Below are 14,506 nucleotides of genomic sequence, written 5' to 3'. Positions count from 1 at the left end.
GGCGCAACAGCCACGGCGAGCAGGGATTTCGTGCGCGTGGGCGCCGGTTGTCGCCGGTTGCTTCGCGCGTGGCCATCACCAGTGAGATGATGGCGGGAGAAGCGAGCATGTCCGAGACGACACCGAGCAGCACCAAGACCCCAACGACCCAGGCCGCGCCCGCGAGCGTCGGCGATCGCGAGAGCTTCGCGAAGGCCGTGCCGATCGTTCGGTCGTTCCTCGAGAGCGTGCTGGGCCTGCTCGGCGTCGAGGTCGAGGTCGACATCGAGATCGAGGAAGAGGGTCTGCACTGCGACCTCAACGCGACGCCCGAGGACGGCGGCCTGCTGATCGGTCGCCACGGCGCGACCCTCGACGCGCTGCAGTACCTGACGCTGCGCGTGCTCCAGGCCGAGGACATCGAGCGCATGCGCATCACCCTCGACGTCGCCGGCTACCGCACGCGTCGCGAGAAGACCTTGCGTCAGCTGGCGCAGAACGCCGCCGCCAAGGTGCTCGACACCGGCGAGCCGTACCACTTCGAGCCCATGAGCGCGATGGAGCGACGCGTGGTGCACACGACGATCCTCGACATCGATGGCCTCGCCACCGAGTCCGAGGGTGAGGGGCGTCGACGTCACGTGGTCGTGTTCCGCGACCGTGGCGAGAAGAACGCGCGCGCGTAGGCGGGCGCGGTCGCGTCGTGGCTGCGCGGACGACCCTGGTCGGCATCGCGACCGGCACGCCCGATGGCGGCGTGGCGATCGTGCGGCTGTCGGGGCCGCGGGCGCTCGAGATCGCGGCGTCGATGGGCGCATCGGTCGGTGACGACAGGCGGCTCGTGCAGCGCCGCCTCGCGCTCGGTGGCGTCACGCGAGAGCCGGCGTTGGTGGTGGGCATGCTGGGCCCGCACTCGTTCACCGGCGAGGACGTGGTCGAGTTCCACGTGCACGCCGGTGCGGTGAACGTCGAGGAGGTCGTGGCCGCGTGCCTGAAGCACGGCGCAGTGGCGGCGGGACCCGGCGAGTTCACACGACGCGCATTCGAGTCGGGGCGGCTCACGCTCGAGCAGGCCGAGGGCATCGCAGCACTCATCGGCGCGCAGACACAGGCGGCGGTGGATCAGGCGCGGCGATTGGTCGCCGGCGAGCTCGGCCGCGAGGTGGAGGCGTTGGTCGAGGCGGTGGAGGGGCTGCGCGCGGAGATCGAGGCGCACCTCGACTTTCCCGAGGACATCGGCGACGTCGACGTGTCGCGCTGGCGTATCGAGCTGGGTGGGCTGCGCGCGCGCGTGCAGACCTGGCTCGATCGCTATGCCGCAGGGCTGAGGGCGCGCTCGCGTTCGCGGGTCGTGTTGGCGGGCCCGCCGAACGCCGGCAAGAGCACGCTGTTCAACGCGTTGCTCGGGTATCCACGGGCGTTGGTCTCGGCGCAGCCGGGCACGACACGGGACTACGTCGAGGCCGAGCTCACCGTGGGGCGGCATCGCTGCGTGTTGGTCGACACCGCGGGCATGCACGAGGCCGTCGATGCGATCGAGCGCGCGGGCATCGAACGAACCGCCGCGCAGCTCGATGGTGCCGACGTGGTGCTGTGGATCGAGGCCGCAGACGCCGAACCGGTCGCGTCGCCGGAGCTGGCGGTCCCGACGCTGCAGGTCGAGAGCAAGCGTGACCTCGGATGTCGGCGGGCGGCGTGGATCGGCGTCGCGAGCGATCGCGGCGAGGACCTCGACGCGTTGCGATCGCGACTCGCGACCTGCTTCGACGGCGACGCCGACGCGGCTTGGATCGGTCTCGAGCGACACCGCGATCGAGCCCGCGAGGCCGCGCAGGAGCTGGCGCTCGCCGATGCGTCGTGTGGCGCGCCGGAGCTGGCGGCGTTTCACCTGCGCGCGGCGCAGCAGCGGCTCGACGAAATCGTTGGGCGCTCGTCGTTGGGGCCGGTCGGCGAAGCCGTGCTCGCGCGGATCTTCGAGCGCTTCTGCATCGGCAAGTGAGGCGCGCGCACGCGCACGCTCACGCTCACGCGAGTGCGCGCAGCAAGGGTGTGAGCAGATCGTCGTCGTCGCGGCGGTGGTGCAGCGTGCCGACGACGGGTATGGCCCGGGCAGCGGTGATGACTGCCGCGTTGTGCTCGTTCGAGGGATCGGGGGCGACGCACTCGCAGAGGATGACGCCGCGCGGCTCGAGCCCGAGCGCGTGCAGGGCATCGATGGTGAGCAGACAATGGTTGATGGTGCCCAGGCCCGCGCGCGCGATCACGATCACGTCGTCGGCGAGCGCGGTGATCCACGATGGTTGCCAGCTGCCACCGGGCATCGGCACCCACAAGCCGCCGGCGAGCTCGACCAGCAGCCACGCGGGATCATGGCGCGCCAGGAGCTCACGCTGGGCTGCGCACGCGCGGGCGAGCGGTGCCGCCAAGCCGTCGGTGAGGACGGCCGGCCGGAGGAAGGGCGTCGGGTCGTCCGCGATGCCCGGCGCGAGCGGAGCCGCGTAGCGTAGCGGTGCGATCCACTCGGCATCCTCGCGGCTGCGACCGGCGGCGGCACACAGGCGCTCCGCATCGGAGGCGCCGGGGTCGTCGTCACCGCTCTGCACCGGCTTGAACGGCAGCATCGATACGCCGCGCGCACGAGCCTGTCGCAGCAGACGACAGACGACCTCGGTCTTGCCCACGCCGGTGTCGGTGCCGACGCATGCGACGCGGCGTGTCATGGCGCCGCGCCGCGATCGAGACGAAGCGGGAGCTGCAGACGATCGAGCGCCCGTCGCAGGTCGTCGACGAAGGCGTCGATCATCGCGGGCTCGTGGGCCGCGCTCACGGTGATGCGAAGGCGTGCGGTGCCATGGGGAACGGTCGGTGGTCGGATCGGCTGCACGTGCCAGCCGAGGTCGAGCAGCGCGGTTGCGAGATCCAGCGTGACCGCGTTGTCGCCGATGAGCAGTGGGAAGATCGGCGAGGGCGGATCGTCCTCGCCGAGCAGGTTCGCGAGGCGCTGCGCGTTCGACCACAGACGAGCACGGCGGACATCGCCCTCGCGACTGCGCAGCACGTCGAGGGCGAGGCCGATCTGCGCGGTCGATGTGGGGCTCGGACCGGTCGAGAAGACGAAGCTGCGCGCGCGCGAACGCAGCCATCGGCAGACGGTCGCGGAGCAGGCGACGAAGGCCCCTGCGACGCCGGCCGCCTTGCTCAACGTGCCGATGGTCAGGGTTGCGGACTCGTCGTGGCTGGCGAGCAGGCCGCGACCACCGTCGAACAGGCCGAAGGCGTGGGCTTCGTCGACGTAGCTGGCGCCGCCGCGGCCGTGATGCGCACGCAGGGCCGCGAGATCGATGCGGTCGCCGTCCATCGAGAAGATCGATTCGCTCACCCACCACGACACCGACGGCGGCGCAGGGTAGGGCGTCGACGCGGGTGTGCCGGCGTGGGGGATCACGTCGATGCGGGCGTGGGAAAGACGAAGACCGTCGATGAGGGAGGCGTGGTTGAGCGCGTCGCTCACCACCGTGTCGTCGACGTCGATCACCGCCGGCAGCACGCCGACGTTGCACGCAAAGCCGCTCGAGAACAGCACCGCGTCTTCGGAGCCGCACATCGCTGCGAGCGTGCGCTCGACCTCGCGGTGGACCGGCAGGTCGCCGCAGATCAGGCGGGAGCCGCCGGCGCCGGCGCTCACCGACGCGGGCGCCGGGCCCAGGGCGTCGGCGAGCCCGAGGTAGTCGTTGCTGCACAGGCCCACGACCTCGCGGCCGTCGAGTCGGTAGCGCATGCCGCTGCGCTCGCTGATCGCCGGCGCGCGACGGGCCAGGCCCGCCGCAGCGAGCTCGGCGAGACGCGCGGCGGTGCGTGCTTCGATGGTCATCGGCGCGGGCGCAGGATACTGCAGCGTCGAAGGACGTGGCATGATCGTGGGGGTCGTGCGCGAACAGCTGCAGAGCATCGGCGAGGAACTCGCGGTCCCGCTCGACGACGCTGCGCTCGCGCGGCTGCTGACGCTACGCGATCTGTGGCTGCGCTACGGTCGGGCGATGAACCTCGTGGGTGCCCACGACGAGGCCGCCCTGCTGCCGCACTTCGGAGACGGCATCGCGACCATCGCGTGCGCGATGCGGGCCGGGATCGTGGGACCGACGACGGCCTGGCTGGACGTCGGGTCGGGCGGCGGCTTCCCAGCGCTGATCGTTGCGGCCGCCTCGCCGTGCACGGTGACGATGGTCGAACCGCGGCAAAAGCGCGCGAGCTTCCTCGAGCTCGCACTGGCGTCGACTGTCGACAAAGGTGGGGTCGTGCGGGCCAGGACCGACGATCCCACGTGGCGTAAAAAGCTCGCCGAACGCCATGAATATGCGGATGAGAGCGGCTTTTCGGTGGCGAGTTCCCGTGCGGTCTTTGCCCCGGATCGGTGGCTCGAGGTTGGGGACAACCTGGTGATGGATCGTGGAGTGCTACTCGCGCACCTCCATGCCGGCGCGGGCCTCGGCGCGAAACGCGAGATTCTGGCCACCGTCACGTGGGGCGAGTCGCAGATTGTCGCCGTTCGCGCGAATTCTCGGCGCTGACGGCGAGGTTCCACGTGGAACACGTGGGTCTGGAAAACGCGGTGAGGTGAGCTCGGGAGCCGGGGGACGGACCAAACGACCTCGGCGCCCGGCCGGAGCGCCGGTCTGCTGCCGCCGGAGTCCGTGCTCTGGCGTTCGACCGCGCCGACGCTGAGCGGCGTGGGCTGGCGGCAGGGCCGGCGACGGACCGTCGGCGGTCGCGGGCCGCCCCCACGGCAGCGGCGAGGGTTCGCGGCGCCGGGTCTCGGTCACGGCTTCTCGCGTCTGGAGGCTGCGTCTCCCCGGAGGCCGGCCCACGGGTCGCCTGCCGGACACTCGTACGCCTGGAGATGGCTCACCGCACCCCGTGCTTGCGGAGCCGAGCCCACCCCGGCGGGAGGGGGTGGGTCTCCTGGCTCTCCGCGGAGCCGCCCCTCGGTTCTCCGCGGAGCCGCCCCCTCGGGTCTCCGCGGAGCCGCCCCTCAGGTCTCCGCGGAGCCGCCCCTGAGGTCTCCGCGGAGCCGCGGAGCCGCCCCTCGGGTCTCCGTGGAGCTCGCCCCGCGGGTCTCTCCCGTGCAGCCGCGCCCGGGAAGTCCGGCGGCGCCAGAGCCCGGCGGCGCCGAGGCCCGGCCAGGGCGCCGGTCCATCCCCCGAAGGCCCGGCCGCGTCAGAGGCTCCGCGCCACCGACCCGTGTTCCACGTGGAACATCCTCCGCGCAAGGCCACGCCGCGTTCGCCCCGACGACGGGGGGCGCGGGCGGGCAGAAGGTTCGCGCCGCCCAGCGCCCCAACCGTCAGGGCGTCGAAGGCCCGGCGGCGGGGCAGTCGACGAGGTGGTCTTCGATCTCCTGCACCGGAATCTCGGCGCCATCGCGGGCGCGCTCCAACAAGGCGAGTCCGGCCGCCGCATCGCCGCGTCGGCAGGCGATCCAGCCCTTCGTGTCGAGGTAGTTCACGTTGTCCGGCTCGTCGGCGAGCGCAGCGTCGACGAGGACGTCCGCGCGGTCGAGGTCCTGCCCCGCGAGCGCGAGCCCGTAGGCGACGGCGTTGCTCACCGCCGGGTCCCCGGGTGCGAGCTCGAGGGCGCGCTCGAGGTGGGGGAGCGCCTCGGCCTGATTGTCGAGGTCGATCCAGCGAAAACCGACGAACTCGTGGTAGTGCGCCCGGGCATCGGGCCGCGCTGCGATGTGCACGACCTCGTTGGTGGCCACCGCGAAGACCAGCGCCGAGGCGCCGCGCAGGAAGCCGCGTTGCATCCCGGCCCACGCAGCACAGGCCCCCGCGATGAGACCTCCGACGTGCCCCGCCTGGGCGATGACGGGTACGATCGCTCCGATCGCGAACAGCACGGCGAGCGTGACCCCGAGTCCGATGGGGGAGACGGCGGCGAGCTTCTCCCGCGTCGCGGGGTCGCCGAAGAGCCGCGCCACGAGCAGTGCACCCGCCAAACCGAGGATGCCGGCGGAGGCACCGACCACCACCGGGGCCTCGGCCCACGCCAGCGACCCCAAGGCGCCGCCGAGGCAGCCCGCGGCGAAGAGGGCCCCCGTGCGCGCGGCACCCCACGTGCGCTCGGCCCACTCGCCCACCGACCATAGGCTCCAAACGTTCAGTATCAAGTGGAGCCAGCTGCCGTGGAGGAAGCCGGTGGTGGCGATGCGCCACCACTCGCCGTCGACCCAGACCCGACCGACCGCGAGCGCCCCGGCGGCCTCCATCGTCGCGCGACAGCTCGAGAGCCCGTAGAGCGACTCGATCGCGGTCCGGCCCGGGCTCGTGCTGGTCCACGCGCACCCCGCCACGGTGCCCACGAACGCGAGCACGCAGATCACACCGATGGAGGCGGTCAGCCAGGCCGCACGCACGCGCGTCCGCCAGGGTTCACGACGCGGATCGAGCTCTGTGCCGGTCACGGGGACCAGAACGATAGTCGAAAACCCATCGACTGGCCTCTCGGACGCGCGGCGTCCGAGTGCGGCGCAGGACAGTGGGGTGACCCACGCCGTCCTTCGCGGTGGCGCCGCGCGGCGCATCCTTGCCGCCCGCCATCGCAGATTGATATCGTCTCGCGGCAGGGTCCCCCGATCCCCTTCGTAGATCGATCGGCCGTCTTCGCGGCGTCTGCTCGCCGAGTGCACGGCGCCTCGCAGCGCCTTTCGCCCCCATGGCCCGTCAGAACCTCCTGATCGTCGACAGCGACGTCCGCAATCGGCGGGTCCTCGAGGTCAGCCTGCGCAAGGCCGGGTTCAGCATCACGGCCGCGGAGTCGGCCGAAGAGGCGCTCGAGTTCGTGGCCCACGCGGAGCCCGACCTCATCATCTCGGATACCGCGCTGCCTTCGAAGGATGGCTTCGCCTTCTGCACGCAGCTCAAGGCGAACGCACGCTGGCGGGCGATCCCCTTCATCTTCCTGACCAGCGACAAATCGATCGAGCAGAAGGTTCGCGGTCTCGAGCTCGGCGTCGACGACTACCTGACGAAGCCGATCTACGTCAAAGAGATCACCACGCGGGTCTCCATGCTGCTGCAGCGCAAGCAGCACGAGAAGCTCGAGCGCAAGGACACTCGCACCAAGTTCAGCGGTCGCCTGGCCGACATGGCCGTGGTCGATCTGCTGCAGACCATCGAGATCAGCCGCAAGAGCGGCATGATCCACTTCGGCACCGAGTTCGGTGCGGCGACGGTGTGGTTCCGCGACGGCGCCGTGATCGATGCCGAGATGGGCCGTCTACAGGGGGAGTCGGCGGTCTATCGCCTTTTGGGCCTGGGCGACGGCGAGTTCGAGGTCGAGTTCAAGACCATCAACCGCAGCTCGGCGATCGACGCCAGCACGCAGATGCTGCTGATGGAGGGCATGCGCCGCGTCGACGAGTGGGGCCGGCTGATGGAACAGCTGCCGCCGCTCGGCTCGGTGCTGGCGATCAACCTCGCCGCGCTCGAAGATCGCCGCGAAGATCTTCCGCCCGAGCAGCTGGCGGCGATCCGGCGCTTCGATGGTCGACGCAGCATCCTCGACGTCGTCGACGACAGCGGTCAGGACGATCTCGATGTCCTCACCGCCATCTCGACCGCGTACTTCGAAGGTCTGCTGACGCTCTCCCACGGGCCGCTCGAGCGCACGCCCTCCGAGGACACCGGGGCGATCGCGCTCGAGGCGTGGGACTCCCACGCGCCGACCCGCGTGAGCCCGACCGCCGCGACCGTCCGCGAGGACCCCGAGGTCTCGTTCGCCGACGTCGACGTGCCGCCGCCGCCGAGCTACCCCGCGCCGTTTCCTGCGCTCGGTGCCACCGACGACGAACTCGACGACGCGATCGTGCCCGGCATCCCTGACGGCTCGCCGCTGCCGGGCCCGCTGCCGTCGGGCCCCGCGACCACCGCGGGCACCGACGTGATGACCGCGCTGCGCGACAAGCTCGACGAGATCGAGCGCGGCTCGCCCGACGTCTTCGACGAGGAGTCCGACGACGAGATCACCTCGATGGCCGAGGTGGTCGACGACCAGTCGGGCCGCGTCTCCGCGACGCGCCTGATCCCCACGCCAGACGACACGCCGGCGATCGGCACGTTCGTCCCGCCGGCCCACATGACGGTGCCGGTCGCCGAGCTCGATCCAGAGCCGCCGGTCCACCATGGTGGCACCTTGCCGCCGGGTCGAGGGCTCAGCGCGTCGGCGCTGCGGGCAGCGAGTCAGAACCTCGCGCTCGACGAGACCTTCGACGACTTCGGCGAGGCGAGCGACGAGATCGATCCCACGGTGCCGCCGCCCTCACGGGTCACGGCGCTCGAGCCCAGCTCGACCTCGCCCCGCGAGACCATCGCGCCGACGCCCGGGCAGGTGAGCCCGCCGGTGGGGGCCCCGCGCGCGGCCGCCAGCGGCGTGTTCGACATGAACGACGATCCGGACCCGGAGCCCTCGCGGCTGCCGCGGTTCGGCGTGGAACAGGGCCTCGAGAGCCGCATCAACGCCGAGCTCGGCCTCGATGCGCCGGTGGTCGACGAGCCGCAGACGCTCGAGCTCGATCACGGAGCCGGCGCGATGCCGCGGCCGGTCACCGACGACGACGAGCACGCGATCCCGGTGCCGCGCCCGAGCCCGGCCGCCGGCACGCTCGGCGACGAGTCCGACGCGGTCGGGGTTCGCATGACGCGGCCCGCCGAGGAGTCGCTCGTCGATGGTCGTGCCGACGCCAGCAACGAGCCGCCTGCGATCGCGGCCGACCCCGCGCCGTACCGACTCATCGCCGCGTTGATCCTCATGTTCGCGGCGGCGGGCTTCACGGTCGGCGTGATCCGGGAGAACCGGGCGCCGGCGATCGCCGAGCCCCAGCCGCAGCAGACACAACGACCGATCCAGGCCGGCACCGCGCCCGTGCCCGCCGAGCTCACGAACCCGGCCCAACCGCGGCCCGACGGCGCGCAGCCCAAGCCCGGCGAGCCCTTCGATGCGCAGATCGAGACCGCGGAGGCCGAGCGGCTCTATCGCTTCGGTCGGGCCCGCGAGGCTCGGCAACGCATCGATCGCGTGCTCGGCCGCGAGCCCGATCACGCGCGCGCGTTGGTGCTGCGCTCGAACCTCTTCATCGAAGACAAGCAGTACGACGCGGCGCTCGCCGACGCGCGCAAGGCCACCGAGGTGGAGCCTGGCTACGCCGAGGCGCACCTCGCCGTCGGCGTGATCGAGCAGGAGCGGGCGCGCTTCGACGACGCCGCGACCGCATACCGCGAGTACCTCGAGCTCGCGCCGACCGGCCTCTACGCCGAGACCGTGCGACGGCAGCTGCGTCGGCTCGAGGCCAAGGCCGCCACGCCGCCGGCGCCCCCGGATTGATCGTGCCGCGCGTGCTCGCCATCGAGAGCTCGTGCGACGAGACCGCATGCGCCGTGGTCGATGATCGCACCGTGCGCAGCAGCGTCGTGCGCACGCAGATCGACGTCCACGCCCGCTTCGGCGGCGTGGTGCCGGAGCTCGCGAGTCGTCATCACCTGGGCGCCGTGTCGGCGGTGGTCGACGAGGCCTTGGCGCGGGCCGAGTGCCCGCTGGACGCACTCGATGCCGTCGCGGTCACCGAGGGCCCCGGGCTGGTCGGTGCGTTGCTGGTCGGTGTGCAGTTTGCCCGCGGGCTCGCGCTCGCCACCGGCCTGCCGCTGTTCGGCGTGCACCACCTCGAGGGTCATCTCTTCTCCGCGTGCCTGCGGGACGATCGCAGCGATCCCGCGCCGCTGCAGCCCCACGTCGCGCTGTTGGTGAGCGGTGGCCACACCGAGCTGGTCGCGGTCGCGGGCCTGGGTCGCTACCAGCTGCTCGGCGCCACGCGTGACGATGCCGCCGGCGAGGCCTATGACAAGGTCGCGAAGCTGCTCGGGCTCGGCTATCCCGGCGGGCCCATCATCGATCGGCTCGCCGCCGATGGCGATCCCAACGCGATCGCGTTCCCCCGCGGCATGGCCGACAAGCACAACCTCGAGTTCTCGTTCTCGGGCTTGAAGACCGCGGTGCTCGTGCACATCGAGCAGCGCGGCCTGCCCGATTCCGTCGCCGGGCTCGCCGATCTATGCGCGTCGTTCCAGGCCGCGGTGGTCGAGGTGTTGGTGCAGAAGTGTCGCCGCGCCGTGCAGCGCAGCGGCCTGCAGCGGCTGCACATCGTTGGCGGCGTCGCAGCCAACCGCGGCCTGCGTGAAGCCGCCGCCGCGGCCGCCACCGCCGATGGCTTCACGTTGGTGGTGCCGCCGGTGCGCTACTGCGGCGACAATGCGGCGATGATCGCCGCCGCCGCGGCCGCCCGCATCGCGGCCGGTTGCACACCCAGCCTCGAGGTGCACACCAGCCTCGCCATCGACGACGCGAGGCAGCAGCTGTCGTGAGCTTCGAATCACCAGGGGCAGTGCTGCGCCGCCACGGTCTGTGGGCGCGCAAGAGCTGGGGGCAGAACTTCCTGCACGCGCCCGACGTGCACGCGGCGATCGTCGCGGCCGCGGGCGCGCGCGCGGGCGTGCGCGTGATCGAGATCGGCGCCGGCGTCGGCTCGCTCACCCACGGCCTGCTCGCGACCGGTGCCGAGGTGTGGGCGATCGAGCGCGACCGTGATCTGTGCGCCGTGCTGCGCCACGAGTTCGCCGGCGCCGAACGACTGCGACTGTTCGAGGCCGACGCGGTGCGCTTCGACTACGCCAGCGCCGCCGATGCCGAGCACCCGCGACCGACCATCGTCGGCAACCTGCCGTACCACCTCACCGGCCCGCTGATGTTCGCACTGCTCGATCACCACGCGACCACCGGTGACTGGATCGTGATGGTGCAGCGCGAGGTCGCCGAGCGGATCGTGGCGCCGCCGGGCTCACGCACCTACGGCGGGCTCTCGGTGGTGCTCGGGCGCGTGCGCGTGCTCGAGTGGGTCACGGCGGTCTCGCCGGGCGCCTTCTTGCCACCGCCCAAGGTCGACTCCGCCGTGATCCGCCTGCGACCGCGCGAGCAGCCGCTCGGTGAGGTCGCGAGCGAGTCGGGCTTCCGTGCGCTCGTGCGCGCGGCGTTCCAGCAGCGGCGCAAGACCCTCGCCAACGCGTTGTCGTCGTTGGCGGGCCGACCCGCGGCGCAGCGGTGGTGCGAGCGGACCGGCATCCATCCGGCGATCCGCCCCGAGAAGCTCGCGCCCGCGCAGTTCGCCGCGCTGCAGCGCGCGCGCGAGCAGGACCCGCCCTCGCCGAGCTCGTCCGACGCAGGCGCAGACGATGGCGCAGCGTCCGACGACGACCTCGCCGAGCAGGGGTCGTGACGCCGTGCCCGAGCTGCCGGAGGTCGAGTCGGTGCGTCGAGGCCTGGTGGCTGCGCGCCTGCGTGGACGCGTGACCGAGGTGTGGCGTTCGTCGGCGCCGTTGCGCATCGGCACCGCGCCGGGTCGCGAGGGTCTGCAGTCGCTCGTGGGTGCCCGCGCGGGCAAGCTCGAACGCCGCGGCAAGTACATCGTGTGGCACTTCGAGCGCGACGACGGCACGCTCGGACTGCTCGTGCACCTCGGCATGAGCGGCCGCTTCGGCCTCGCCACGCGCGCACTCGAGCACGCCAGGCACACCCACTTCGTGGTGCGCTTCGACGACGATCGCGAGGTTCGGTTGGTCGACCCGCGACGCTTCGGGGCCCTGCGCGCCGCGCCGCTCGACGAGCTGTGGTCGCAAGCGCCGCTGGTCGAGCTCGGACCCGAGCCACTCGATCGCGGCTTCGATGGTGCCGTGCTCGAGGCCAGCGTGCGCGCGAGTCGTCGGCCGCTTCGCGAGGTGCTGCTCGATCAGAGCGTGGTCGCGGGCGTCGGCAACATCTACGCGATCGAGGCCTGCCATCGCGCCGGTGTGCATCCGCTGGTGGCTGCGCGGCGGCTCACGACGCCCGCGTGGTCACGACTCGCGATTGCGCTTCGCGACGTCATGCGCAGTGCGATCGACAACGGCGGCACCACGCTGCGAGACTTCCGCGACGTGAGCGGCGAGGCTGGTCACAACCAAGACGAGCTGCAGGTCTATGGTCGCGCCGGTCGACCGTGCCCGCGCTGCGGCACCGAGCTCGTCGCCTTCGTGCATGCCGGGCGCGGCGGTGTCTTCTGCCCAGTCGATCAGCCGCGGCCGCGTGGCCGCATCCGCTAGCGCCGCGCGCATCGAACCCTTAAACGACCGAGCCCCCGACAGGGCGGGGGCTCGAGAGAAGAGGGTGGCGGTTGGGCTTCGACGTTGGTTGCGGGCGCGGCCGGGGGAGACATCGCTCGCGCGTCGAGGCGGCTTTTGGTTCGTTGCAGGGCCCCCATGGGGAGCGGAGCCCCTTAGTGCAGCGGCCGTGCCATGCAAGGGAGCCGGGAGATCCAAACTGGATCCCTCCGATCGCCAGAGACGTGGCGCCCCCGAGCTGTCAGCGCGTTGACGGCCGGGTCCGGGACGCTGACGATCGTCAGCGCGCCGACGATCACGTCCCGATCGCGAAGGCGCATCGGCCGCCGGGACCGAAACGGGGAACCCGACGCCGCTCGGCCCCGTGAACCCGGCACACCCCCGCGAGGCCACATCCTCGATCTGCCCCACTTCGCGAGCGCGGGGACAGATCGATGGATCGTGCCGTTGCGTTCCCAGGCCCACGCTCCCGCCGAAGGGGGCGCACCTGCCTCGATGGAACTCGGCACCCAAGGGCCCGTGCCCACGCGACCGCGGTTGCCGTCCCCGCCGGCGGCGTCGCACACTCGCCAGGGCCTCTGGCCGCGCGGAACTCACTCGCACGCCAGGGGTCTCGCCGACGACATGGCCGACGAACTCGATGCCCGCAGCGACGAGCTGCTGATGGATGCCTTCCGGCAGGGCGACGCGGGTGCGTTCGAGATCCTCGTCGCCCGCCACAGCCGCGGCATCTTCAACTATCTGCTCCGCAGCGTGCACAACCAAGCGCGTGCGGAGGAGCTGTTGCAAGAAGTGCTCGTGCGCGTGATCCGTTCGAAGGATCGCTACCAGCGCTCGGCGAAGTTCACGACGTGGGTCTACACGATCGCGCGCAACCTCTCGGTCGACGAGAGTCGGCGGGCGCGCTTTCGCGAGCACGAATCCCTCGACGCGCCGCGGCGCGGGCGTGCGCAGGAGGAGGGCCGGACCCTGCTGGCGGCGATGCCGGCCGATCAGGTGCCGACCGACGAGGGTGCCGATGCGCCGCGGCTGCGCGAGCGGCTGGCACGGGCGATCGACGAGCTGCCCGACGATCAACGCGAAGTGTTCTTGATGCGACAGGTTTCGGGCCTGTCGTTCCGCGAAATCGGCGAGGCCGTCGGTGCGCCCGAGAACACCGTCAAGTCGCGCATGCGGTACGCGCTCGAGAAGCTGCGCACTGATCTCGCGGATCTCGAGTCCGACTACGCCGAAGAGGCGGTCGCGATGCGCAAGGAGGGATTGGTCCATGGCTGACCCCGCCGAGTTCGCACCGCACGAGCTCGATCGCATCGAAGACTCGCTCGAGTCGCTGGAGTTCGCGCCCGCGCACGACGACGCCGCGCCGATGGTGCGTCGCCGCCTCGACGACTACCGCTCGATCCTCGCGCTCAGCCGTGAGGTGCTGCCGATGGTCGAGGTGCCCCGCGGTCTGCTCGACGGCGTGCTCGCGCAGGCACGTGCGGCCGCCGAGGCCCCTGCGGTCGCGCCGACCCCCGCGCTCGCGCCCGAGCGACCGAGCTTCTGGACGCGGCTGCGCAAGGCCGCGCTGATTCCCGGCGTCGCGCTCGCGGGCACGGCCGCGCTCGTGCTGGTGATGGTGCAGGGCGACAGGCGCTCCGAGTCGGTCGCCTCTGCGCCAGCACCGAGCCGCGCCGATGATGCGAAACCCGCGGCCGCGCCAGCGCCCGCCGCAGCGGAGCCCAACTGGTACGCCACCGACCCGGCTGGATCGAAGAACGCGACGAAGGATGCGATGCCTTCGTCACGCGCCGGCGTGGCCGGCAGCGCGTCGCCGGATTCGCCGCCCTCACCGGTCACCGCGACGACACCGAGCGTCGTGCTCGAACCAAAGGCCGAGGCGCAGCGCGAGCAGGGCGCGGAGGCGGCCGACGAGCAGCTGCGGAAGAAGGGCGCGCTCGAGCAGGAGGCGCCTGTCGACCAGGCCCAGGGCAAGCCCGCCGATGGCGATCCGCCGCGTTGGGACATCATCGCGCGCGGTGATCGTGCGCGGCATCGTGGCGACTGCGAGTCGGCGCGCTCGGAGTACTCGCTCGCGCTCGGCGACGCCGATGCACGGGTGCAGGCGCGCGCCCACGCGGGCATGGGTCTGTGCGACGCGGTCGCCGGCGATCGAAAGTCGGCGGACGCGGCCTACAAGCTCGCGCGGGATCTCGACGGCGAGATCGTCGGCTTCATCGACACCGAGCGCCCCAAGGCGCCCGCGTCGTCGAGCAAGGCCAAGGCCAAGCCGGCCCCCAAGCCGCCATCGAAGAACGCCAAGGTCGACGACGCGCTCGAGTGATCGA

General features: G+C 71.9%; 12 protein-coding genes. 9 read left to right on the top strand and 3 right to left on the bottom strand.

The window, feature by feature from the left end; all coding sequences use genetic code 11:
- Positions 1–107 precede the first annotated feature (107 nt).
- Both IPH07_35485 and IPH07_35480 read left to right on the top strand, forming a co-directional pair.
- Positions 108–665, top strand: a complete 558-nt coding sequence (locus IPH07_35485; protein ID MBK6922744.1) for a KH domain-containing protein — start codon at positions 108–110, stop codon at positions 663–665.
- A gap of 17 nt (positions 666–682) precedes the next feature.
- A complete protein-coding gene (locus IPH07_35480; GenBank protein MBK6922743.1) occupies positions 683–1,978 on the top strand; it encodes a tRNA modification GTPase in 1,296 nt (431 codons plus the stop codon).
- Between the two features lie 25 nt (positions 1,979–2,003).
- Here the strand turns inward: IPH07_35480 and bioD are convergent, their stop codons facing one another.
- The gene (gene bioD, locus IPH07_35475; protein ID MBK6922742.1) at positions 2,004–2,699 is read right to left on the bottom strand and encodes a dethiobiotin synthase; all 696 of its coding nucleotides are present in this window, start codon (positions 2,697–2,699) and stop codon (positions 2,004–2,006) included.
- The gene (locus IPH07_35470) at positions 2,696–3,892 is read right to left on the bottom strand and encodes an aminotransferase class I/II-fold pyridoxal phosphate-dependent enzyme (GenBank protein ID MBK6922741.1); all 1,197 of its coding nucleotides are present in this window, start codon (positions 3,890–3,892) and stop codon (positions 2,696–2,698) included. The genes bioD and IPH07_35470 overlap by 4 nt, the downstream gene beginning before the upstream one ends.
- Between IPH07_35470 and IPH07_35465 the strand changes: the two genes are divergently transcribed.
- Positions 3,891–4,547: a class I SAM-dependent methyltransferase gene (locus tag IPH07_35465; GenBank protein MBK6922740.1), complete on the top strand. Its 657-nt coding sequence runs from the start codon at positions 3,891–3,893 to the stop codon at positions 4,545–4,547. The two genes, IPH07_35470 and IPH07_35465, sit on opposite strands and share 2 nt — an antisense overlap.
- Before the next feature lie 773 nt (positions 4,548–5,320).
- Here the strand turns inward: IPH07_35465 and IPH07_35460 are convergent.
- Positions 5,321–6,439, bottom strand: coding sequence for a rhomboid family intramembrane serine protease (locus tag IPH07_35460; protein ID MBK6922739.1), 1,119 nt, complete (start codon positions 6,437–6,439; stop codon positions 5,321–5,323).
- Between the two features lie 251 nt (positions 6,440–6,690).
- On the opposite strand from IPH07_35460, the gene IPH07_35455 reads away from it, so the two are divergent.
- From IPH07_35455 to IPH07_35430, 6 genes are all read left to right on the top strand, one after another.
- The gene (locus tag IPH07_35455; protein MBK6922738.1) at positions 6,691–9,357 is read left to right on the top strand and encodes a response regulator; all 2,667 of its coding nucleotides are present in this window, start codon (positions 6,691–6,693) and stop codon (positions 9,355–9,357) included.
- A 2-nt stretch (positions 9,358–9,359) separates the two neighbouring features.
- Entirely contained in the window at positions 9,360–10,391 is a 1,032-nt protein-coding gene (tsaD, locus tag IPH07_35450) for a tRNA (adenosine(37)-N6)-threonylcarbamoyltransferase complex transferase subunit TsaD (GenBank protein MBK6922737.1), read from the top strand.
- Complete coding sequence (gene rsmA / locus IPH07_35445) at positions 10,388–11,299, top strand: ribosomal RNA small subunit methyltransferase A (GenBank protein ID MBK6922736.1); 912 nt, start codon at positions 10,388–10,390, stop codon at positions 11,297–11,299. The genes tsaD and rsmA overlap by 4 nt, the downstream gene beginning before the upstream one ends.
- Before the next feature lie 4 nt (positions 11,300–11,303).
- Positions 11,304–12,161 carry a bifunctional DNA-formamidopyrimidine glycosylase/DNA-(apurinic or apyrimidinic site) lyase gene (mutM, locus tag IPH07_35440; GenBank protein MBK6922735.1) on the top strand — a complete coding sequence of 286 codons (858 nt, stop codon included), beginning with the start codon at positions 11,304–11,306 and terminating at the stop codon, positions 12,159–12,161.
- A gap of 642 nt (positions 12,162–12,803) precedes the next feature.
- A complete protein-coding gene (locus tag IPH07_35435) occupies positions 12,804–13,454 on the top strand; it encodes an RNA polymerase sigma factor (protein ID MBK6922734.1) in 651 nt (216 codons plus the stop codon).
- A complete protein-coding gene (locus tag IPH07_35430; GenBank protein MBK6922733.1) occupies positions 13,447–14,502 on the top strand; it encodes a hypothetical protein in 1,056 nt (351 codons plus the stop codon). The genes IPH07_35435 and IPH07_35430 overlap by 8 nt, the downstream gene beginning before the upstream one ends.
- Positions 14,503–14,506 lie beyond the last annotated feature (4 nt).

It is taken from the genome of Deltaproteobacteria bacterium (assembly GCA_016709225.1).
Taxonomy (GTDB): domain Bacteria; phylum Myxococcota_A; class Polyangia; order Nannocystales; family Nannocystaceae; genus Xiheibacterium; species Xiheibacterium phototrophicum.
Note: the sequence above shows the minus strand (reverse complement) of the source record. Positions and strands in the feature narration are given on the sequence as shown.

What these genes read in the sequence shown, in the direction of transcription:
- IPH07_35485 (MBK6922744.1), top strand. Translation starts at nt 108, where the DNA reads ATGTCCGAGACGACACCGAGCAGCACCAAGACCCCAACGACCCAGGCC.
- bioD (MBK6922742.1), bottom strand. Translation starts at nt 2,699, where the DNA reads ATGACACGCCGCGTCGCATGCGTCGGCACCGACACCGGCGTGGGCAAG.
- IPH07_35465 (MBK6922740.1), top strand. Translation starts at nt 3,891, where the DNA reads ATGATCGTGGGGGTCGTGCGCGAACAGCTGCAGAGCATCGGCGAGGAA.
- IPH07_35470 (MBK6922741.1), bottom strand. Translation starts at nt 3,892, where the DNA reads ATGCCACGTCCTTCGACGCTGCAGTATCCTGCGCCCGCGCCGATGACC.
- IPH07_35455 (MBK6922738.1), top strand. Translation starts at nt 6,691, where the DNA reads ATGGCCCGTCAGAACCTCCTGATCGTCGACAGCGACGTCCGCAATCGG.
- IPH07_35435 (MBK6922734.1), top strand. Translation starts at nt 12,804, where the DNA reads ATGGCCGACGAACTCGATGCCCGCAGCGACGAGCTGCTGATGGATGCC.
- IPH07_35430 (MBK6922733.1), top strand. Translation starts at nt 13,447, where the DNA reads ATGGCTGACCCCGCCGAGTTCGCACCGCACGAGCTCGATCGCATCGAA.